19 protein-coding genes are annotated in these 21,931 nt (G+C 62.1%); 6 read left to right on the top strand and 13 right to left on the bottom strand.

Going from position 1 to position 21,931, the window contains the following annotated elements; translation table 11 throughout:
- Window positions 1-203 precede the first annotated feature (203 nt).
- Complete coding sequence (dctP, locus tag ACXMYO_RS10875; protein WP_457808720.1) at window positions 204-1,256, top strand: TRAP transporter substrate-binding protein DctP; 1,053 nt, start codon at window positions 204-206, stop codon at window positions 1,254-1,256.
- Between the two features lie 128 nt (window positions 1,257-1,384).
- Here the strand turns inward: dctP and ACXMYO_RS10870 are convergent, their stop codons facing one another.
- The 6 genes from ACXMYO_RS10870 to ACXMYO_RS10845 form a co-directional block, all read right to left on the bottom strand.
- A complete protein-coding gene (locus ACXMYO_RS10870; protein ID WP_457808719.1) occupies window positions 1,385-2,668 on the bottom strand; it encodes a TRAP transporter large permease in 1,284 nt (427 codons plus the stop codon).
- A gap of 57 nt (window positions 2,669-2,725) precedes the next feature.
- Complete coding sequence (locus tag ACXMYO_RS10865; RefSeq protein ID WP_457808718.1) at window positions 2,726-3,349, bottom strand: TRAP transporter small permease; 624 nt, start codon at window positions 3,347-3,349, stop codon at window positions 2,726-2,728.
- Window positions 3,350-3,483: 134 nt separating this feature from the next.
- Window positions 3,484-5,145 carry a Na+/H+ antiporter gene (locus ACXMYO_RS10860; protein WP_438764600.1) on the bottom strand — a complete coding sequence of 554 codons (1,662 nt, stop codon included), beginning with the start codon at window positions 5,143-5,145 and terminating at the stop codon, window positions 3,484-3,486.
- A 215-nt stretch (window positions 5,146-5,360) separates the two neighbouring features.
- On the bottom strand, window positions 5,361-5,921 hold the full coding sequence (locus ACXMYO_RS10855; protein WP_438764598.1) for a type 1 glutamine amidotransferase domain-containing protein: 561 nt from the start codon (window positions 5,919-5,921) through the stop codon (window positions 5,361-5,363).
- A 51-nt stretch (window positions 5,922-5,972) separates the two neighbouring features.
- Complete coding sequence (locus ACXMYO_RS10850; protein WP_457808717.1) at window positions 5,973-6,536, bottom strand: type 1 glutamine amidotransferase domain-containing protein; 564 nt, start codon at window positions 6,534-6,536, stop codon at window positions 5,973-5,975.
- A 319-nt stretch (window positions 6,537-6,855) separates the two neighbouring features.
- Window positions 6,856-7,851 carry an aldo/keto reductase gene (locus tag ACXMYO_RS10845; RefSeq protein ID WP_457808716.1) on the bottom strand — a complete coding sequence of 332 codons (996 nt, stop codon included), beginning with the start codon at window positions 7,849-7,851 and terminating at the stop codon, window positions 6,856-6,858.
- Window positions 7,852-8,066: 215 nt separating this feature from the next.
- Here ACXMYO_RS10845 and rmuC point away from each other — a divergent pair, with 215 nt between their 5' ends.
- A complete protein-coding gene (gene rmuC, locus ACXMYO_RS10840; RefSeq protein ID WP_457808715.1) occupies window positions 8,067-9,536 on the top strand; it encodes a DNA recombination protein RmuC in 1,470 nt (489 codons plus the stop codon).
- Between the two features lie 20 nt (window positions 9,537-9,556).
- Here the strand turns inward: rmuC and ACXMYO_RS10835 are convergent, their stop codons facing one another.
- Together ACXMYO_RS10835 and betT are read right to left on the bottom strand one after the other, a co-directional pair.
- Window positions 9,557-10,690 (bottom strand): glycerate kinase, encoded by a 1,134-nt coding sequence (locus ACXMYO_RS10835; RefSeq protein WP_457808714.1) that lies wholly within the window; start codon window positions 10,688-10,690, stop codon window positions 9,557-9,559.
- A 130-nt stretch (window positions 10,691-10,820) separates the two neighbouring features.
- Window positions 10,821-12,839 (bottom strand): choline BCCT transporter BetT, encoded by a 2,019-nt coding sequence (gene betT, locus ACXMYO_RS10830; protein WP_438764589.1) that lies wholly within the window; start codon window positions 12,837-12,839, stop codon window positions 10,821-10,823.
- A gap of 303 nt (window positions 12,840-13,142) precedes the next feature.
- Between betT and ACXMYO_RS10825 the strand changes: the two genes are divergently transcribed.
- Window positions 13,143-13,700 (top strand): hypothetical protein, encoded by a 558-nt coding sequence (locus ACXMYO_RS10825; protein ID WP_438764588.1) that lies wholly within the window; start codon window positions 13,143-13,145, stop codon window positions 13,698-13,700.
- A complete protein-coding gene (locus ACXMYO_RS10820) occupies window positions 13,697-14,119 on the top strand; it encodes a hypothetical protein (RefSeq protein ID WP_457808713.1) in 423 nt (140 codons plus the stop codon). The genes ACXMYO_RS10825 and ACXMYO_RS10820 overlap by 4 nt, the downstream gene beginning before the upstream one ends.
- 39 nt (window positions 14,120-14,158) lie before the next feature.
- Here the strand turns inward: ACXMYO_RS10820 and ACXMYO_RS10815 are convergent, their stop codons facing one another.
- Entirely contained in the window at window positions 14,159-14,578 is a 420-nt protein-coding gene (locus ACXMYO_RS10815; protein ID WP_457808712.1) for an HIT domain-containing protein, read from the bottom strand.
- A gap of 170 nt (window positions 14,579-14,748) precedes the next feature.
- On the opposite strand from ACXMYO_RS10815, the gene ACXMYO_RS10810 reads away from it, so the two are divergent.
- Together ACXMYO_RS10810 and ACXMYO_RS10805 are read left to right on the top strand one after the other, a co-directional pair.
- Window positions 14,749-14,880, top strand: a complete 132-nt coding sequence (locus tag ACXMYO_RS10810; RefSeq protein WP_438764582.1) for an entericidin A/B family lipoprotein — start codon at window positions 14,749-14,751, stop codon at window positions 14,878-14,880.
- 376 nt (window positions 14,881-15,256) lie between these two features.
- On the top strand, window positions 15,257-17,530 hold the full coding sequence (locus ACXMYO_RS10805) for a TonB-dependent siderophore receptor (protein ID WP_457808711.1): 2,274 nt from the start codon (window positions 15,257-15,259) through the stop codon (window positions 17,528-17,530).
- Between the two features lie 106 nt (window positions 17,531-17,636).
- On the opposite strand, the gene ACXMYO_RS10800 is transcribed toward ACXMYO_RS10805, so the two are convergent.
- From ACXMYO_RS10800 to ACXMYO_RS10785, 4 genes are read right to left on the bottom strand one after another with little or no spacing between them, the layout of a single operon-like run.
- Window positions 17,637-18,425 carry a 2,3-dihydro-2,3-dihydroxybenzoate dehydrogenase gene (locus ACXMYO_RS10800; RefSeq protein WP_457808710.1) on the bottom strand — a complete coding sequence of 263 codons (789 nt, stop codon included), beginning with the start codon at window positions 18,423-18,425 and terminating at the stop codon, window positions 17,637-17,639.
- On the bottom strand, window positions 18,422-19,291 hold the full coding sequence (locus ACXMYO_RS10795) for a siderophore-interacting protein (protein WP_457808709.1): 870 nt from the start codon (window positions 19,289-19,291) through the stop codon (window positions 18,422-18,424). The genes ACXMYO_RS10800 and ACXMYO_RS10795 overlap by 4 nt, the downstream gene beginning before the upstream one ends.
- Entirely contained in the window at window positions 19,288-20,184 is an 897-nt protein-coding gene (locus ACXMYO_RS10790; protein ID WP_457808708.1) for an isochorismatase family protein, read from the bottom strand. The genes ACXMYO_RS10795 and ACXMYO_RS10790 overlap by 4 nt, the downstream gene beginning before the upstream one ends.
- Window positions 20,185-20,223: 39 nt before the next feature.
- Window positions 20,224-21,930 carry a (2,3-dihydroxybenzoyl)adenylate synthase gene (locus ACXMYO_RS10785; protein WP_457808707.1) on the bottom strand — a complete coding sequence of 569 codons (1,707 nt, stop codon included), beginning with the start codon at window positions 21,928-21,930 and terminating at the stop codon, window positions 20,224-20,226.
- Window position 21,931: the final 1 nt, after the last annotated feature.

Raw genomic sequence — 21,931 nt, 5'->3', positions numbered from 1 at the left:
CGCCCTCTTGATCGGACCCGGCCCCCGCGCCAGCGCATAAATGGCCGTCGCTCGGGGCCTGACGGTCGACAAAAGGGAGCCAGAAGCTGTGATACAGTGAGTTTCCTTTGGCAGAACGGCATCGCGTCCTGTTACACGGTTTGACAGGGGGATGCCGCCTGTCCTTTTCTGAAGTCGGATAAACAACTATTAAAGGTATCCGTATGCAGATTCGTAATGTCATGACCGGAGTGTTCGCCCTTTCGATGATGGGGGCAGCATCTTCTGCGCTCGCCGACACATGGCGCTTTGGCCTTGAAGAAACCGAAGGCAGCGTCCAGTACGCCTATGCAGAGGCCTTCAAGGATCTGATCGAACAAAACAGCGATGGTGATATTACCGTCCAGATCCTCCCCTACGGCGTCTGGGGCTCCAACTATTCGGCCCTGTATGACGCGCTCCAGAGTGGCGCCATTCCCATCTCCTTCGGCTCGGGCTTTCTGGGGGGCACGGTGCCGGAAAGTCAGTTGATGAGTCTCAACTACGTCATGCCCAACGATCAGCTGGAAACGGCGGAGATCCTCAATTCCGATGCGTTCATGCAAAGCGACGCGTGGCAGCAGTCGTTTCGCAGTCGTGGGCTGGTACCGCTGGCGGCCGTGCCGGAAGGCTTCCAGGTGTGGACCGCCAACAAGGAAATTCGCACCCCCGAGGACATGAAGGGGCTGCAGATTCGCGTCATGGACAACAGCCTGCTGCGCGCCACCTATCAGGCCTATGGCGCCGCGCCCATTACCATTGCCTACGGCGAGCTTTACAGCGCGCTCCAGCAGGGCCAGGCCGAGGGCAACATCCAGCCGGTCTTTGCCCACGAAAACATGGGCTTTTATGAGGTGCAGGATTACATGGTCTTCGCCGAGCAGGCGCAGTTCATCGGCAATCTGATCGCCAATGAGGAGTGGTACGAAGCGCTGCCCGACGATCAACAGGCGGTGCTGCAGTCCACGCTCAAGGAAATGGTGCAAAAAGGGCACGACATCCAGACGCAGTTCAACGCCGAGCGCCTTGAGACCATTGAGGACAACAGCGACATCAATATCATTCATCTGGATGAACAAGAGCGCAGTCGCTTTCGCGAACTCGCCCGACCGGTCCGTCAGGTCTATGTCGACATGGTCGGTGAGCGGGGGCAGCAGGCTCTGGATATCCTGCTCAAACAGGTCGATCAGAGCCAATCCGGCTCCAGTGACAGGGATGACAGCGATCAGGCGTCCTGATCTGCTAAACCCCTGATGGTATAAAAACGCCCGCAGGCAACACCTGCGGGCGTTTTTATTCGCTGCGGTCAGCAGTTGCCCGGCATTTTTTTATGCCAGTTCAGGACAGTATCGCGTGTGATCGGCGCTCAGTCCCCGCCCAGCGACGGCAGCAGCAGCGAAATCTGCGGAAAGACAATCAGAATCAGCGTGGCCAGCAGCAAAATGAGAATAAAGGGTGGCGTGCCCCGGATGACCTCCATATAGGGGCGTCGAAAAACGGCAATGGCCGTAAAGATGTCGCAGCCGAAGGGCGGCGTGGCCGAGCCGATGGCCGCCTGCAGGGTCACGATAACCCCGACATGCACCGGGTCCAGCCCGGTTGACTGCACCAGCGGCTTGAAGATGGGCACCAGAATCAGGATGACCACGATGGGGTCGACAAACATGCAGCCGATGAAAAAGGCCACGGCAATCAGAAGCAGCGCCAGAAACTGGTTGTCGCCGATGCCCTCGATCAGCGGTGCAAGAATCTGCTGCGGCACGCCGGCCGTGGCCAGGGCCTGGGAAAAGGCCGCGCCGATCGCCACCAGCACAAAGACCACGGCAGTAATCATGCCGGTCGAGAGCGCCAGACTGCCGAGATCGCGGATTTTAACCTGACGGTAGATCACCACCTCCAGCAGCAGGGCATAGGTGACGGCCACCGCCGAGGCCTCGACGGCACTGAAAAAGCCCCCATAGATACCGCCGACCACCAGAATCGGAAAGCCCAGCGGCAGAATCACCCGGCGAAGGGCGCGCCTGCGCTCGCGCCATGAGGCCTTCGGGTCCGGCTCGATGCCCTTCAGGCGAGAGTCGATCCAGCAGTAGAGCGAAAACATCACCATGATCAGGAAGCCGGGCAGAATACCGGCCAGAAAGAGATCGCCGATCGAGGTCTGCATCGCCACGCCATAGATAATGAAACCGATGCTGGGTGGAATCAGCAGGGCGACATCGCTGGCGTTGATGATCAGGGCCAGCGTAAAGGAATCGGAATATCCCTTTTTAAGCAGGCGAGGGCGCATCGGCCCGCCCATGGCCACCACGGTCGCCTGGGTCGAGCCTGAAACGGCGCCAAACAGTGCGCAGGAGGCGGCGGTGGTAATGGGCAGACCGCCGCGCAGGTGGCGGGTAAAGGCGTCCACCACATCCAGCAATCGATTGGCGGTATGCCCTTTGGTCAGAATGTCGGCGGCAAAGATGAACATTGGAACGGCGGCCAGCACCCAGCTGCCAACGCCATTGATCATCCAGCTGACCGCCTGGTCCGGGCCAAAAAAGGTCATTCCGGTAAACATCATATACAGCGTGCCGGCCGCCAGGGGGACCATCATGGGAAACCCCAGCAACAGCAGCACGAGCATGAGCACGCCAAGCCCCATCAGCATGATATCTCTCCTCTTGTTGTTATAATTGATCCATCGTCATCAATGGTATCGCCACGATTACCGGTCGCCTGACGTGCTGGCGTCTTCGGCCGCACTGCCCGTTGGCGGCGCGTCGCTGTAGCCCTCCTGTTCCGTGAGAGAGCGCCAGATGCCGGGGCTTGTCAGGTTGCGGACGAGGGTCAGCACATACTGAATACCGGCCAGCGCAAACCCGATGGGCAGGGCGAGATAAATGATCCACAGCGGCATCTGCAGTGAGGCACTGGTACGGCCTCGATCATGGAGGGTGATGACGTACTCGATGGATTTGTAGCTGAAATAGAACATCAGCGCGGCCGTTCCAAGACAGATCAGCATCAGCAGTACCTTGCGGGGCTGACCGCTGAGCTGTTCGTAAATGGCCGACATGCTGATGTGGCGGGCGTGGCGGGCAGCGTAGCCCACGCCGACAAAGGTAATGATCACGATCAGCATCTCGGTAATTTCATAAGTACCGGCGATGCCCTGACCAAAGGCAATGTTGCCCACGACGTGGGCACTCATCAAAAACGCCATGGCAAGAATGCTGCCGGCAACGATGGTGCGTTCGATCAGGCCCAGCCCGCGATCAAGCAGCAGCAACGTCCGCAGCAGCGCACTCGAGGGCTGATCATCGCTGCGTGAAGATGAGATTCGGCTCATTGGATTTTGTCCTTGTTGTAAAGAGCGTGTCCTTGTCGTGAAAAGCGCATCACCGACAATACCCGCCTGCTTCTTTATAACAAGGGGGCAGGCGGATATCACCAGTATCGTCCTGCCCGACGCTGTCGGTTCGCTCAGCGTTTCGTTCGTGAGGTCAGCGCCATCTCGACCAGATCCAGTTCGCGCACCAGCCGGCGCAGCGTGTCGTCATCGATCTGGTGAATCGAGCGCAGGCGATAGTATTCGCGTCGCTCGGCGCGTATGGCCGTCAGGCGCATCTCACGGGAGAAATGCTGATCATGCTCGTGACGCTCTGAGCTTGAGCGCTTGTCGTTGATGGTCATCAGGTTGCGGTAGTAGCTGATCATGCGCGCGCTCGACTCGGTCAGTACCGAGCGTTCAAGCTCCGAGTCGTGGTGCTCCTGCGCGTCGTGATACCAGCCCTCGATGGCCTCGATGGCTGACAGGGCCGCAGCGTGGCGCGCCGAACGGGCCTCTTCATCGCGCCAGCTGTCGTCGGGCTTGTCCATGCGTCGTAAAAGCAGGGGCAGAGCAATGCTGCCCACCAGTAGCGTAAAGAGGATCACGCCGGTGGCCAGAAAGATTACAAGCTCCCGACCCGGAAAGGGCTCGCCGCCGGGCAGGGTCAGCGGCAGCGACAGCGCCGCGGCAAGCGTGATGGTGCCGCGGATGCCGGCTATCGTGCCCACTGCCATGACGCCACTGGACATCGGTACGTGCGCCGAGCGGCGCCGGCGTGACGAGAATCGGGACAGATAGATCGCGCCCATGATCCAGAAAAGACGCAGCAGCATCAGCGCCAGCGAAATCACCACCACATAAAAGGCAAGCTCTGCCAGCGTGAAGCTGCGCACGTCATTGAGCGAAACCTGAATGGCCCCGCCGATGATGTCCGGCAGCTGCAGCCCCAGCAGCAAAAAGACCATCGCATTGAGCAAAAAGGTCAGAATTTCCCAGAAATGGTTCATCTGCATGCGGGTGCGGGTCTGGGCGTAGCGCTTGAGCTCGGTGCGATTGATGGTAACGCCGGCCGAGACGGCGGCCAGAATCCCCGAGCCTTCCAGGTGCTCGGCAATCAGGTAGGCGGCAAAGGGGATCATCAGCATGACCAGCAAAATTTCGGTCGAGGACTCGGTGCCGCGCCGGTCGATCAGTTTGCGTCGAATGGTCGAGAAGACAAACGCAAGCCCGATGCCGACCGAGATGCCGATAAAGGTGATCAGGGCAAACTGCAGGCTGACCTGGCCAAACGAGAAGGCGCCCGTCATGGCCGCGGCCACGGCAAACTTGAGCGAGACCAGCGCTGATGCATCGTTCATCAGCGACTCGCCCTCGAGAATGTGCATCAACCGTGGCGGGACACCCAGCTTGCCGGAGATGGCCGACACTGCCACGGCATCGGTCGGCGACAGGATGGCCGCGAGGGCAAAGCACACCGCCAGCGGCAGGTTGGGCAACAGCCAGTGGATCAAAAAGCCCGCCCCGACCACGGTAAAGAGCACCAGCCCCACGGCCAGGGCAATGATGGGATGGCGCAGCGAGGTCAGCTCGCGCTGGGGGAACTGCCAGGCATCGGCAAACAAAAGCGGCGGCACAAACAGCAGCATGAAGGTTTCGGGTTCCAGGTTGATATCCAGAGGCGTATTCAACCAGGCAAGCAGGGCGCCGATCACGATCTGTAAAATGGGCAGGGGGATACGCGGCATGAACCGTGCCAGTATGCCGCTGCCGGCAGCGACCAGAATCAGTGATAAGGCCAATAACACGATATGCATCAATGACGTCCTGTCACGTTGTTCCTGTTTTTTTGATGGGGGCCGAGGGAAATGGTTGCATCCGTACCGACATGATCAAACGTTATGGTACCCGGTGTGATCACGGTCTGAATCGATACAAGGGGTTCACCATGGGGGCGAACAAAAACCGGCACCTCGTTTGAGGTGCCGGCGGATGCTCACAGCCCGTGCACTTGGCACGTGATGTTGCAGGATCAGGCGTGCTGCTTTTTGTGACGCCCTTCCTTGATCTCTTCAATCAGCTTGTTGTTGAAAGCGTGGAGATCCTTCGGCGTGCGGCTGGTGACCAGCGCGCTGTCACAGACGACTTCGCTGTCTTCCCACTGGGCGCCTGCGTTTTTCAGATCCTGGGCGATGGTGGGTACCGACGTCAGGCGACGGCCGTCAACCACTTCGGCGTTGATCAGAATCCAGGGCGCATGGCAGATGGCGCCAACCGGCTTGCCAGCCTTGAAGAAATCGCGCACAAAGCTCAGCGCCTTTTCATCGGTACGCAGCGTGTCCGGATTGAAATGACCGCCCGGCAGCATCAGCGCGTCGTAGTCATCGGCGCTGACTTCTTCGAGGACCTTGTCGACCGGATACTCATCACCCCAGTCGGTTTCCGCCCAGGCCTTGATGCCATGCTTTTTGAGCGACACCACGTGCACTTCGATGCTTTGTGCTTCCAGCGCCTTTTTGGGCGAGGAAAGCTCGGATTCTTCAAAACCGTCGGTGGCCAGAATGGCAACCTTTGTGCCCTTGAGTTCGCTCATGTCGGAACACTCCTTGTCTTTGACATTGAATAATGGGTCGTAGAGAACGCCTTACGCGTGCTGCTTTTTATGACGCCCTTCATGAATCTCTTCGATCAGCTTGCTGCAGAAGGCATCCAGATCCTTCGGCAAACGGCTGGTGACAAAGGCGCTGTCGCAGACGACTTCGCTGTCTTCCCATTTTGCACCGGCGTTTTCCAGATCCTTGCGCAGCGCGGGCACCGAGGTCATGCGGCGACCGTCGACGACGCCGGCATTGATCAGGGTCCATGCCGCGTGGCAGATGGCACCGACCGGCTTGCCTTCCTCGAAAAAGCCGCGCGCGAAGGTCAGCGCCTTTTCATTGGTACGCAGGTTGTCGGGGTTGAGCACGCCGCCCGGCAGTACCAGCGCCTGATAATCATGCGAGCTGACTTCATCAAGGCTTTTGTCGACGGGATAGTCTTCGCCCCACTGGGTTTCGGCCCATGCGCGAATGGTGCCGCGTTCGGGTGCGACGATATGAACTTCGATGCCTTCAGCGGCCAGCATGGCCTGCGGTACGGCAAGCTCGGACTCTTCAAAGCCGTCGGTGGCCATGATTGCGACGCGAACGCCCATTAAATCCTGACTCATGTTGCTCCCCCAATCCTTTGGTGGTTTCGATGTGTGCCTCCCTTTGACCTATGGCCGAAAGGAGTGCATTTCAAGGGTAGTTCACTGCCATGACGCGGCGATGACGCATTTGCTGTCATGGATCAAGGTGCGTGGCAGACCGAGCATGTGGCGCCTCGTTCCTCGTCGGCGACGCCATCCTTTTCAGCAACGCCGTCATGTCGCCTTGTGCCTCGCTTTTCGTCGTCGGCGCCATCCTTTCCAGCAACACCGTCATGTCGCCTTACGCCTCGCTTTTCGTCGGCGGCGCCATCCTTTCCAGCAACACCGTCATGTCGCCTTACGCCTCGTTCCTCGTCGGCGGCGCCATGAACTCCGGCCCGACCGGGTCGGTGATGCATTCCGTGAGGATGGCATCGATGTCGTGCATGGCCTGATCGTTGAGCGACCAGCCCATCACTTCATTGGCGGGGTCGAGCTGGTCCGGGCGGCGGGCGCCCCACAGGGCCACCGAGACGCCCGGCTGGTCGAGCAGCCAGCGCAGGGCCAGATGCAGCACGCGCTTGTCGTAGTGCTCGCGGGCGTAGGCGTCGAGCTTTTCGACGGCACTGATGTACTGCTCAAAGCGCGGCGACTGAAACTTGGGGTCGCTGTTGCGCAGGTCGTCACCGCCGAAGGTGGTGTTGCGATCCATCTTGCCGGAGAGCAGGCCGCGGCACAGCGCGCCGTACGTCAGGGTGCCCACGCCGTCCTCACGAATGGCCGGCAGGATGTCGTTTTCGATGTCGCGTTCGAACAGGTTATAGGGCGGCTGCATGGTGGACAGCGGGCAGATCTCTTCGAACGCGCGCATCTGCTCGATCGAGAAGTTCGATACACCCACGGCACGAATCTTGCCGCTTTGCCTTAATCCCTTGAGCACTGTGGCGGCTTCCTCGACGTCAACGGTCGGGTCCGGCCAGTGCAGCTGATACAGATCGATGTAGTCGGTCTGCAGCCGCTTGAGACTGTCGTTGATCTCCTGCTCGATGCGTCCGCGGCTGGCATCACGGTACGGGCCGTCATCGTTCCAGTTCAGGCCACACTTGGTGGCCAGTACCGCCTTGTCACGAATGCCGCCTTCCTTCAAAGCCTTGCCGACCAGGCGCTCGGACTCGCCAAAGCCGTAAACGGCGGCGGTGTCGATGCAGGTAATGCCGCGATCGATGGCGCTCTGGACGGTCGCAATCGACTGCTTTTCGTCGGTACCGCCCCACTTCCAGCCACCGATGGCCCAGGTGCCCAGCGCAATGCGCGAGGGCTTGAGATCACTGTTGGGGAGTTGGATCGTTTCCATCGAAAGCTACCTCCTTGAGGCTCGAATATCTGAAACCGTGCGACATCATGATTAGGCCGCTATGAAAATCGTCACTCAAGCGTAGACGCCCCCCTGCCATCGTGCATGCAGTACCTGCTAATCCAGTCGCGCTGCCACGGATGCAGCAGTGTCGGGGCTCGGTTAAGCTGACCCATCGTTTTGTCTGCCCTGTCCCGTTCGGAAGCGCCCCTGTCATGAATAGTGCCCTGCTGATTTCGTTGGTGGTGATGACCCTGGCCGGCGCTGCGGCCATCGCCCTGTGGTGGCGTGGCCACGGTCGAAACGCGCTGATCGCCACGCTTGAAGAAGACCTGGAGCGCCTGCGCGAGCAGGTGGGTGACACCGAGCGCATGCTGGCCGAGCGTGACGCGCTGCTTGAGCGCGAGCAGACCCACACCCAGGAGCTTCGAGCGCAGCTGTCGCAGCGCGAGCAGCGCCTGGCGGAGGTCAGCGATTCGCTGCTGGATTACCGCGAGCGTTACGCGCGCCTGGAGACCGAAAAGCAGCGCGACACGGCCCACTTCGAGGAGCGCCTGAGCCTTCTGGGCAGCGCACGCCAGGAGCTGACCCATGAGTTCGAACGTCTGGCCGGTCGCATCTTTGATGAACGCCAGCAGCAGTTCTCCCGCCATAGCCAGGAGAGCGTCAGCGCTTTGATGATGCCGGTGCGCGAACAGATCGAGCAGTTTCGCGCCCGTCTTGAAACCCTGCACGGCGAGCAGCAGCACAGTCGTACCCAGCTTACCACCCAGCTGGATTATCTCGCCGGGCTCAACCGGCAAATGAGCGAGGACGCCAGCAACCTGACCCGGGCGCTCAAGGGCGACAGCAAATCGCAGGGCAACTGGGGCGAGCTGATTCTCGAGCGGGTGCTGGAGCGTTCCGGGCTTAGACAGGGCATCGAGTACGAACGCGAGGTGGTCCTGACCCATGACCAGGGGCAGTCACGCCCGGACGCCGTGATTTATCTGCCCGAATCGCGCCATTTGATCATCGATGCCAAGGTGTCGCTCACCGCCTGGGGTGAGGTGGTGGCCGCCGACAGCGACGCGGCCCGCGAGCAGGCCATGCGCCGGCATCTGCGCTCGGTGCGCAGTCACATCGAGACGCTCTCCGACAAGGGCTATGCGCGCCTGCCCGGTCTCAACGCCCCGGACATGGTGTTTTTGTTCATGCCCATCGAGCCCGCCTTTGCTGCCGTGTTCGAACACGATGACCGCCTCTTCCATGAGGCCTTTGACCGCCACGTCGTGCTGGTCACGCCCTCCACGCTGCTGGCGAGTCTGCGCACGGTGGCCGGTCTCTGGCGGCTGGAGCGCCAGAACGACAGCGCCCGGGAAATCGTGGCACGCGCCGAGAAGCTGCTGGAGAAGTGCCACGGCTTTGTCACCAGCATGGAGGAGGTGGGCACCCAGCTTGAGCGCGCCACCAACAGCCATCGCCAGGCGATGAACCGTCTGCGTGACGGGCAGGGCAGCCTGATCGCCCAGGCCGGGCGGCTCAACGCGCTGGGGGTGCGCAACCGCAAGACCTGGCCGGACAGCGTCAGGGAAAGCGCCCAGAGCGGACGCGAGGCGCAGGAAGCGCAGCAGCAAGGCGGGCAGGATGCGCCGTTTGCGGCATCAACCGACACGCCCGGGACGCTGCGCTTTGACGAGGAGTGAACCGGCCAAAGAGCGCGTGCTCAGCGCCCGTGACGGAACAGCCTGACGATCGAGGCGCTGCGCGCGCTCAAAAGCTCCGGCGTCCGCTCAAGGGCTTCTTCCAGCGCCATCGGGCCATCGGCGAGGGCGAACGCGGCGGTTACGCCTTCCTCGAGGGCCTTCTCCCAGCCGCTGTCCAGCTTGCCGGCCAGTACCACACACGGCACCCCCTGACGATGCGCGGCGCGGGAGACGCCAATGGGCGTCTTGCCGGAGAGACTCTGACCGTCGAGTCGACCTTCGCCGGTAATCACCAGATCAGCGCGCTCAAGCGCCTGGTCAAAGCCCACCTGCTCCATCACAAGTTCAATCCCCGGGCGCAGGGTGGCGCTTAAAAAGGCCAGTGCCGCAAAGCCCATGCCGCCGGCGGCGCCAGCCCCGGCGCTGTCGCGATGATCCTGACTGGTGGCGTTGGCGGTCACTTCGGCAAGCCTTGCCAGTGCCTGATCCAGCGTGTTGACCTGCTCACGAGTGGCCCCCTTTTGTGGCCCGAAGATCGCGCTGGCGCCCTGATCGCCGCACAGCGGATTGTTCACATCCACGGCGGCCTCGACCGTGAGCCCTGCAAGGCGCGAATCGATGCCGGAACAATCGATACGCGCAAGGTCGGCCAGCGCCGCGCCGCCGGGGGCAAGTACTCGGTCACTCTTGTCCAGAAAGCGCACGCCGAGTGCGCTCATCATGCCGGTGCCGCCATCGTTGGTGGCGCTGCCGCCCAGCGTCAGGATCAGATGTTCGGCGCCCTCATCGAGGGCGGCATGAATCAGCTCGCCCACGCCACGGGTGGTGGTGTGCAGGGCGTCACGCTCCTCGGGGGTCAGGTGCTGCAGCCCGCTGGCCTCGGCGAGCTCGACAATGGCGGTGCGCCGGTCGGCAATCCAGCCCCACTGCGCCGTGCGCGGCCGGTTCAGGGCGTCATGAACCTCAAGGCTTCGCGCCTCGGCGTTGCTGGCGACCAGCAGTGCTTCCAGCGTGCCTTCGCCGCCATCGCCCAAAGGGCACAGGGTCCGCTCGGCATCGGGCGCGGCCTGACGCACGCCCTCGGCAATGGCGTTGGCGGCGTCTGTGGCGGCCAGGGCGTCCTTGAAACTGTCGGGGGCGATCAGGATGTGCATGCAGACTCTCCGGCAGGGGCTTTGAACCCTGAGCATAGCCCGGCAGGCATCACGGCGGCCAATGGCGCCCGGTATGCCGGCATAAAAAAGGCCCGCACTGGCGTGCGGGCCTGACATGCGGTGATCGCGATCAGCGCATGATGTGCAGGAAATGCAGATGCTTCTCGTACTGGTCGAGAATGTCACCAATCACCTGCTGCTTCGAGTAGCCCATGATGTTGTATTTCTGGCCGCCTTCGCGCAGAAAGACCTCGGCGCGGTAGTCGTTGTTGTCCTTCGAGCTGCCCTTGCTGCGCATGCCGCTCATGGCAAAGGAGGGCGCGGCGTAGCGGCGAATGCGCACGCCATAAACGAAGTCGTTTTCCTCGCCGTGATCGACATGGAGATAGCAGCGGTCGTCTTCATCGGTGATTCTGATATCAAGCGACTGTTTTTTGAACTCCTCGCCGACCTCCTTCATCGCTACTTCGACGGTGTCGTGCAGAAACGTCGAGACCTGCTGGCGACGCGGTGAGGTCACCAGCGTCTGCAGGCGCGTCTGCCAGTAGTCGGTCCTGCCGGGCGTATTGCCGGCGGCCACGCGTGAGACGTTGCCGGGGGTGTTCATCAGATGCTGCAGGCTGTCCTGTTTGAGCGCCTCGACCCTGAGCGCCTTGAGCAGTCCGTAGCAGATGACCATCAAAATGATCGAAAAGGGCAGTGCCGCGAGCAGCGAGGCGGCCTGAAGGGCTTCGAGACCGCCGGCCATCAAAAGTGCGACGGCCGACACGCCGGCGCTGACCGCCCAGAAGATGCGCTGCAGAACGGGGGATTCGTCACCGTCTTTTGAGGTCAAAAGGTCCATCACCAGCGAGCCCGAGTCTGCCGAGGTCACAAAGAAGGTCGCCACCAGCAGCACGGCGATGGTGGAAGTCACCACCGACAGCGGCAGCAGGTTCAAAAATTCGAACAGGGCAATCGAGCTGCTCTCTTCGACGGCGTCCGACAGCTGGCTCAGCCCTTCGGTGGCGATCATGTGGATGGCGCCGTCGCCGAAAAAGGTCATCCAGATGAAGTTGAAACCGGCCGGCACAAACAAAACGCCCATCACGAATTCGCGAATGCGGCGCCCGCGCGAGACACGTGCCACGAACATGCCGACAAAGGGCGACCAGGCGATCCACCAGCCCCAGTAGAACAGCGTCCAGTTGCCCAGCCAGTCGTTGGTGTCTTCATTGCCGAGATAGGCATAGATATTGAAGGTGCGATCCACAACGCCGGAGAAATAGGAGCCCACGTTCTGGGCCAGCGACTGGAAGCTGAAAAGCGTGGGGCCCATTACGATCACAAACAGCAAAAGGGCAAACACCAGCCACAGATTCATTTCCGACAGCCGCTTGACCCCGCCATCAAGGCCCAGCGACACCGAGCAGGTCGCCGCGGCCGTAATGGCGGCAATCAGGATGATCTGGCTGACCAGCGTGTCGGGAAAGCCAAACAGGAAATTGAGCCCCGAGCTGATCTGCATGACGCCCAGCCCCAGCGAGGTGGCCAGACCAAACATGGTGCCAAAGACGGCGAAGATATCGACGGCGTAGCCGATCGGGCCGTGAATACGCTTGCCGATCAGAGGATAGAGCGCCGAACTCAGGCGCAGCGGCAGGCCATGGCGAAAGCTGAAATAGGCCAGCGCCAGCGCTACCACGGCATACACCCCCCAGGGGTGGAGCCCCCAGTGAAAGAAGGTGATCTCCATGGCTTCCTTGGCGGCCGCCGGGTTGCTGCCCTCGCCATTTGGCGGGCTCATGTAGTGTGTGACAGGCTCGGCGACCCCGTAATACATGATCCCGATGCCCATGCCGGCGGCAAAGAGCATCGCAAACCACGAGCGGTAGCTGTACTCGGGTTCACTGTGATCCGGCCCCAGACGAATCCGGCCGTGTCGGGACATGGCCAGATAAAGCGCGAAGATGAGATAGACCCCCATGGCGAGCAGATAAAACCAGCCAAAGGTGTCGATAACCCAGCCCTGGGCCTGACCAAAGGCCTGACCGGCAAGCTCGGGTGCCACGACGGCAAACAGAATAAAGGCAACAATGATGCCCGCGGAGGTATAGAAAACCGGTGGGTTCAGTTTGGCAACTGTCGGTGGATTGGCGTCATCAGCCATAAGCTTTTGTCCCTGTTTTATAGTTGGACCAATAATACTAACTTATAATTTCGTGACGGCCAGGCTTCGTCGGCATTCGGCGACCGCTGTGGCACAGGGTTGATGGCTATCGGGTATCCGGCGGTGGTCACGGACGGGCGCGCCCTGCATGCCTTCCTCGCCTGCCCTGTAGACCCGCGTCACGCAGACATTGCGGGCCTTTCATATTCACTCTACTGTCTAAGGAACAAGGGCAGCGGTTGGGCGCCTTTTTCCATGGGACCACCCGCGGGTGTCAGGGATATTTCACCGGGGATGCGTGCCATGTCATCCATTCGATTGCTCGTGAAAATGGTTCTGCCGGGTCTTGTGCTGACAGGCTGTAGTGCGCTGCCTTCGACACAGCCGCTGGGCATCAGTGATCAACCTCAGCCGGAGGCCTGTTACGCCGCTCATGAGGGCACGCGACTGGCACAGATTCGTGCCATTGCCAGCGCGCTGGAAGGGCAGGGCTACGAGATTCGTGCCAGTGATGTCGAGCTGGGGCTGGTCAGCGCCGAGCGTCTCCGGCGCCAGCCCGGGCTCGGGGCCACGCGCCAATGGCGCAGCAGCATGGGATGGTTTGGCGGGCATCGTGGCGGGGTCATGGTGGGCAGCGGCTTCGGCGACCCCTTCGGTGTCTTTCGATCCGACCCCTACAGTCTTGAGCGGGTATCGGTCAGTGCCGATGATGATCAGCGCTATCTGGCCGTGCGAAGCGTCATGATCGTGTCACCGGATGGTTTTGTCATGGATGCCCGGCCGGCGTCGCCGGAACCCTTTTGCCGGCAGACCCATGCCGCCATTGAACAGGCGCTTGTGCGCTCGGGAGCCTCCTTATGAGACCGGGACACCCTCACACCGCGCATCAAACGGTGCGTGGCCTTGTGCTGGCAGTGCTGCTGGGGCTCGTGACCGGCTGTGCCACCACGGCCTCGCTGCCTCCGCCCGAGCGCATCGAGCATTTCAATGCCTCGTCAGACCGGGTCATGCAGGCCACCATGGCATCGCTTGCCGAGCGCGGCTTCGTGATTGTCTATGGTGATCACGCTCTGGGCGATATCCGCGCGAGCTACGCCGCACGTCCGGAGTGGCGGGTCGAGGCGCATGTGGTCAACGCCTCGCGCGGCAGTGAACTGCAGCTTCGGGGCTGGCGCGGCAGAGCGGCACTGGGCGTGGCGGACTTTGATCGGCTGGCCACTTCCATTGCCGAGCGCCTCGGGGAAGGGCCACTGTCACGCTCTGCTGTCGTGACGCCCTGAGCGGTTGTGTTTAGGCGGCCCGGCTTCACGTGCTGTGATTCAGGTGCCCTTGATCTCGTCTACAAAGCGCTGCAGCAGCGTCAGGCGTGCCTGTCGAGCATCTTCCTCCAGCGGCTGCGCCTGACCTGCACCCCAGACCGGCCCCGGCCAGGCCGCATCCTCTCTTGAGCGCGCGATCACATGCACATGCAGCTGGGGCACCATGTTGCCCAGTGCGCCGATATTCATCTTCTCGGCCCCGGTATGGCGCTGCATGAATTCGCTTAACAGATCGACCTCCTGCCACAGCCGCGCGCGCTCGTGATTGGGCAGCTCAAAACTTTCGCGAATGTTGTCCCGCTGCGGGATCAAAAGCGCCCACACAAAGCGGGCATCGTTCATCAGCCGCAGCTCGCAAAGCTCGAGTGTGGCAACGGCGATGGTGTCGGCGGCCAGTCTTTCATGCAGCGCAAAGGTCATGGCAAAGCTCCATGGACAGGGGGCGAGGGGAAGTATCAAGCGTTGCATTGGAGGCGATGGCCCGGGGAAATGCAAACCGGTTCAAAAAATGCCAGACTCCAGGTGCGATGTCATAACCCGTAGGTCAAACCATCGCATGCCCTGTATTCCCATCAACAAGGAGTTGTTACATGAAAAAATGGATGAGCATGATGCTGATTGCCCTCTTTTCCGCTGCGGCACTGTCTGCCTGCAACACGGTAGGTGGCGCAGGTGAAGACATCTCGGCCGGCGGTGAGTCCATCCAGGACGCGGCTGACTGATAGTGTCTTTCCGGGCAGGGGCGCCATGCCGCCTGCCCGTCGCTTCCCTGCTTCCCCCCCCTTGTGTCTCTCCTGTTTTCTTGTCCAGCGTTCTACCGGCACACTGTTGATCGGTCCTTGTTGCCAGCGCCCTGCTGTTGACCGGGCGGCTTTCGTTTCGATGTCTGCACCCTCTCTCATGCCTTTTCAAGTGGACACTGCGCGCGCAGTGACAACGATTATTCGCTCAAGTTCAAATGATATGAATATACACTTGATAATCCTTATCATTAAACTTACTGTGACGTCGCTCGGTTTATGCCGTCACGTGCCTGAGCGCGGCCTTCAGCGCCAATCAAAAACGCGGTAGTGATCCATAACAGTCAGGGGAACAGTCATGAGTCGAACGGGGAAATTCTGTCCCGGCGCAGGGGAAGCACGTTATTTGACCTCACTGCTGGCCGGGGCGGTATTGCTGCCGGTGGCAGGCGGCGTCTGGGCCGCCGAGCAGCAGGGCGGTGATGCGGCCCAGACCACGACGGTCATCACGACCACTGCCACGGCTTCCGGCGGCGACGACTCGCGCCTTGATACCATTACCGTGGAAGGCAATCGGCTTTACGACATGCTCCCCTCCGAGCAGACCGGCGGCTACGGCGTGGATGCCGCCACCGTCGGCACCAAAACGCCGGCCGCGCTGCGTGACATTCCGCAGTCGATCAGCGTGGTGACCCGCGAGGCGATCGAGGACCAGAACTTCGACACCCTTGATCAGATGGCCAAACGCACGCCGGGCGTTCGCGTGCTCTCCAACGACGACGGCCGCTCGTCGATCTATTCCCGCGGCTTTGAGTACGACGAATACAATATCGATGGCCTGCCCTCGCCGATGTCGAGCATTACCGGGTCGGTGCCGTCGCTGTCGCCCTTTGACCGGGTCGAAATCATGCGCGGGCCTTCCGGGCTTTTCAACAGCACCAGCGAGCTGGGCGGTATCGTCAATCTGGTGCGCAAGCGCCCGACCTACGACTTTCAGGGCCACGTGACCGGGCGCTATGGCAGCTGGGATCAGCGCTATCTGGAAACCGATCTTTCCGGGCCGATCAACGCCGACGGCAGCGTGCGCGGCCGGCTGGTGATCGACAACAGCGACACCGACGGCTTTGTCGATCACAACGACAACGAGCGCAACAACTTCTACGGCGCGCTGGATTTTGACCTGGACGAGGACACCACCCTGGGGCTGGCGTTTTTGCGTCAGAGCAAGGACATCACCGTCAATAACGGCCTGCCGGCCAATCAGGACGGCAGCCTGCGCGAATATCGCCGCTCGAAGCTTTTCGGCGCCGACTGGAACAGCTTCACCAGCCAGTCCAACGACTGGATTGCCGAGTTGACCCATCGCTTTGACAACGGTGGCTATGGTCGCCTGGCCGGGCGCTACTCCAACCGCAACGCCGACTACAACTACGCCTTCGGCGCCGGCGGTCCGGCGGCCGGGGTGGACGACAACGGCAACGCCACGCTGATGGGACTGGGCGGCAAGGCCGATGAGCAGTCGGTGGCGCTGGATGCCAGCTACAGCCAGCCCTTCGAGGCGCTGGGCAATACCAGTGAATTTGTCGTGGGCACCGACTACAAGCGCTACGAGTCCGAGCAGGAGCAGGGCCGCTACGGCGCTCTGTCCGGCTTTCAGGGCGTTAACGTCAGTGATTTCTCACCCGGCAGCGTGCCCTATACCGATGTGTTGAGCGATGCCCGTGCCGGCGCACCGGGGACCAACAACTACAACGACGAGCGCACCACGCTTGAAGAGTACGGGCTCTACTCCAAGCTGACGTTCCGTCCGATCCAGGATCTGGCGCTGATTGCCGGTGGCCGGGTCAGCAACTATCGCCAGCGCGCCAGCGTCGATGAACTCGATGCCAGCACCTCTGACTCGCGCAGCGACAGCTCGCGCTTCACGCCTTACGGCGGGCTGGTCTACGACCTGGATGCCAACCATTCGCTCTATGCCAGCTATTCGCAGGTCTTCAATCCGCAAAGCGCTACCAATGCCGACAACGAGCTGCTCAAGCCGCGCAAGGGCGAGCAGTACGAAGTGGGCGTCAAGGGCAGCTACTTCAACGGCGATCTCAATGCGCGCCTGACAGCCTTTCGGATGTATGACAAAAATCGCGGCGCCAACAGCGCCAGCGGTGATACCGCCGATGTCGTGGCGCTGGGCAAGACCCGCATTCAGGGCGCCGAGGCCGAGCTGACCGGCAGCATTACCGATCAGTGGGACATCATTGCCGGCTACACCTACATGGACACCGAGATCAAGCGCGACTCGACGCCGCAAAATGACGGTCTGTTTCTGCTGATGCCGCGCAACATGGTTAACCTCTGGACCCAGTACGGCTTTGAAGGCGGGGCGCTGGACGGCTTTCGCATCGGCGGCGGCGTCACGGCGATGGATGGCTTCAGCTCAACGCAGGGTGTGGACGCACCGGGCTACGCGGTGGTGGATGCCATGGTCGGCTATGACTTCACCCAGAGTCTGTCGGGCCAGCTCAACTTCAACAACATTCTCGACAGGAAGTACTACGAGCGTGTGGGCGGGCTGAACACCTTCAACATGTATGGCGCGCCGGCAAGCGTTGTGGCCTCACTGCGCTATGACTTCTGATCAATCCGGCGCCGGCTCTGTCGGCGCCGCTTTCCTGACGTGGACTGCATTAAAAAACCCGGCGCCTGGCCGGGTTTTTTAATGCTCATCGAAAGACTTCAACGCTTCAGCGAATGCCCAGGGTGGCGCCGCCGTCGATGCGCATGTCGTGCATGGTGATATGACGCGCCCGATCACTGAGCAGAAAGCGGATCGCCTCGCTGACGTCTTCGGGTTCGGCAATGCGCTTAAGCGGAATGCCCAGCTTCCAGCCCTCCAGCGAGCCGCGGATCACGTTGTCGCGCCCGCTGTCATCCGACCACATGCCGCGCTGCATGTCGGTGTCGGTGGACCCGGGGGAAACGATGTTGCAGCGCACCCCGTGCTCGGCCATTTCCAGCCCCAGACAGCGCACCAGCTGATGGGTGGCCGCCTTGGAGGCGCAGTAGGCGCCCATCGCCTGACGCGGGGTATCCGCGGCGTTGGAGCCCACCACCACGATGGCACCGTTGTCACGCTCGGCCATCCGTCGTGCCACGGCGCGGGTGACGTTGAACACGCCGGTGGTGTTGACGTTAAAGGCGTGCAGCCACTGCGCGTCGGTCAGCTCCGTAATACGCCCCATCTGCAGGACGCCCGCCACATGGGCCAGGCGTGTGATGGGGGCTTGAGTCTCGATATCGGCGATGGCGGCGTCCACGGCGCTTGAGTCACCGACATCCACTGCATGGGCGCTGACCCGCCCGGCACCGAACTCGTGACTCAGCTGCGCCGCTGTACTCGACAGCGCGTCGGTCAGGCTGTCGAGCAGGGCCACGCTGGCGCCTTCGACCAGAAAATCGCGTGCCAACGTCGCACCGATGCCGCGGGCTGCCCCGGTAATAACAATCTGCTCGCCTTCGAACTCGCCGCTCATTTGAGCTCATCCATGATGCGATGACGCTCCTGGTGATAGCGCTCCTCGTTCCAGCAGTGGCGCCAGTAGGGCACCGCGTAAAGCTGGCGCTTGCTCAGGCCGCGAACGCCCATCAAATGCTCGCGCAGGGAGAGCACCGCCGAGTTCTCCCCGCCGACCCAGGCCGAGACGCTGCCGGCCTCGGGAAAGTCCATGGCGCGCACCGCATCGATCTGCAGCGTGGACAGACACGACGGGATGTCGCCGCGATAGAGCCAGTGCACCTCGATGCCCGACGGGTGGCGCAGCGCCTGACGCTCACTCTCGTGATCTACCTCGATCAGTACCACGCCGCGGGCCTCATCGCTCATGGCTTCCAGCAGCGCGCCGATGGCGGGCAGGGCCGTCATGTCCCCGGCAATCAGCGACCAGTCGGCCGGCGGCAGCAGCGGGTCGGGGCCGCCGGGGCCACTGATGCCGATCATGTCACCGGGTTTTGCGGCCAGTGCCCAGCGCGAGGCCGGGCCTTCATCGCCGTGGGCGACAAAATCCACGCTCAGCTCGCGACGCTCGACGTCGAAATGGCGCACGCTGTAGGTGCGCGTAATCGGCTTCTCTTCCGCGGCGGGCCAGACCACGCCGGCTTCGGTCAGTTGCGGCAACACCGGCGCGTTTTGATGTTCCAGCGGCAGAAAGACCTTGATGTGACCGCCGCCGCGATGGACGGGAAAGCCTTCCAGCGCCTCGCCGCCGAGCACGATACGGATCATGTGCTCGGTGATGACCTCGCGGCGCACCACTTCCAAAAGCATTGGCGGGCGTTTCTTGCCCTTCGGGGGCGGGGCAGTCTGAGCTGCCTGGCCGGTGATCATTTCGGCGACACTCATGCGCTGACTCCCTGACGGTTGAGCAGTGCGACCCAGTCGATAATGGTCGGTGCTTCGACCAGATCCATGAAGCTGACATCAAAGCCTTCCCGGCGCAGCTCCTCGACAAACGTCATCATGCGCATCGAATCCAGCCCGTAGAAAAGCAGGTTATCATCGGCCGGAATCTCTTCGGCACTGACGCCGGCCAGCGTGGCCACCCGCTGGGTCAGCGCGGCCTGCGTCATGGCGCCAGCGCTGTGCTGATCGTTTTGTGCGGACTCGAGCGCCTCAAGGGCGTGCGCGCTGGTGGCCACCACGCCGCAGCGTCCGGCGACGTACTCAAGGGCCATGTCGTGACGGGCGCGCGAGAAATCCGCCACGCCGTCGGTGAGCATGAAGCACTGCACGTCCTGCATGAAGCCTTCCAGCGCCGTGGCCATGCAGCCGATGTGGGCATACACCCCGCCGATGATCAGCTGATCGCGACCCCAGCCACGCATGCGCTCGCGCAGGTCGCTGCGCTGAAAGGCGCTGTAGCGCCACTTGGTCAACACCACGTCGCCGTCCTGCGGGGCCAGCGCGTCGACGACCGGATACTGCTCCGGGTGGGCCGGCAGGCCCGGTCCCCAGAAGTCGTTGAGCAGGGCGCGATCATCATCGGGCTGATCGGTCGGCTGCGCGGTATACACCACCGGCACGCCCGCCGCGCGGGCGGCCTGAATCAGCGCGGCCAGATGACGGATTACCTCCGGGATGGGGGCGGCGCTCACGTCATATTTCGCCAGGAAATAGCGCTGCATGTCGTGGATCAGCAGTACCGCGCGTGCCGGGTCGACCTGCCAGCTGACCCGATTGTCGGGCAGCTCGGCCGCGGTGGGCAGTAAGTAGCTCGCGATGGCGGGAATGGCCATGATACCTCTCCTGTAATCGTTCAGCGCCGCGGGCAGGCGTCACTCGCCAGCGGGTGCATCGGCTGCAAACCAGTGCGCCTTGAGCGTCTGGCGCAGCGCCTTCTTGCTGATCTTGCCCACCCCGGTCTGAGGGAAGGCCTCAAGAAACTCGAATCGCTCGGGCACCTTGTAGTTGGCAAGGCCCCGATCGCGCAGAAAGCGTGCCAGCACCATCGGTTTGGGTGTCTCACCGCGCGCTACCACAAAAGCGCAGACCCGCTCGCCCAGATAGGGGTCCGGCATGGCAACAACCGCCACATCATGAACGTTGTCATGGGCGAGCAGCTGGTTTTCGACCTCCTCGGCCGCCACCTTCTCGCCGCCGCGGTTGATCTGATCCTTGTCACGGCCTTCGACAATCAGATAGCCATCCGGTGTCATCTGGACGCGATCGCCGGTGCGATAAAAGCCCTCTCGGGTGAAGGCGCGCTGGTTATGGGCGTCTTCCGGCTCATCATCACCGGCCGGCGCGACAAAATAACCGGGAATGGTATAGGGCCCGCGCGTAATCAGGTGACCCACGCCGCCCGGCGGCACCGGATGATCGTCGTCATCGACCACCAGCACCTCATCAAACGGTGACATCGGCTGGCCCTGAGTGGTGTTGATCAGCTCGATCGGGTCATCAAGGCCGGTGTAGTTGACCAGCCCCTCGGCCATACCAAAGACCTGCTGCAGTCGACAGCCCAGCGCGGGCGCCACGCGGCGGGCCGCCTCGCTGACCAGCTTGGCCCCGCCCACCTGCAGGATGTCGAGACTCGACAGATCGGCCTGTGCGTGGGCGGCACTATCGAGCCACAGCATCGCCAGCGGGGGCACCAGCGAGGTCATGGTGACGCGCTCGCGCTCGATCAGGGCAAAGCACTCGTCCGGACTGGGGCGCGGTGCAATCACCAGCCGACCGCCGCCAAGCAGCACGCCCAGAAAGCCCGGCGAGCTCATGGGAAAATTGTGCGCGATCGGCAGCGCCACCAGATAGACCGTTTCAGGCGTCACGGCGCAGGCGCGATTGCTCTCGCGCAGGCTGTAGTGATAGTCGTCATGACGCCGCGGGATCAGCTTGGGCACGCCGGTGGTGCCGCCGGAGAGCTGGAAAAAGGCCAGATCGTGGGCACTCGGGACATCCTCGACCGGCTCGCCTTCATGCTCATAAAGGCTGTCAAAGGCGGTAAATTCCTCGGCCTCGCCGCAGACGATGACCTGCTCAAGCGTTGGCACCGTCTCGCGGACCTCACGGGCCATGGCGCGATAATCAAAGCCGCCGTCACGGTCGCAGATGATCAGCGCGCGTGCCGTAGCGGCGCGACAGAAGTGCTCGACCTCGAAGCGACGATGCGCCGGCAGGGCAAATACCGGCAGCGCGCCGAGGCGAAAGAGGGCGAAGCAGGCCACCACGAACTCGTGGCGGTTGGGCAGCTGAATGACCACCCGGTCGCCGCGCTCGATGCCCGAGCGCACAAGGCCACGGGCGAGGCTGTCCACGCGTTGATCCAGCTCGGCGTAGCTCAGGCGCAGCTCCCCATCGGCCAGCGCTTCACGCGAGCCGTGCTCGAAGGCCAGACGGCGCAGCATGGCGCCGAAGGTTTCATCGATCCAGCAGCCGTGGTCGCGATACAGACGCTGGCGTTCGACCGGGTAGTCCGGGCAGCGGGTGATGATCTCGTCAAGCGTGGCGCGCCGGATGGGCGCTGTTATCGGGTCAGTCATG

The organism is Kushneria sp. EE4, assembly GCF_977968315.1.
The sequence above is the reverse complement of the archived record's forward strand: the minus strand, read 5'-3'. Positions and strand labels throughout refer to the sequence as shown.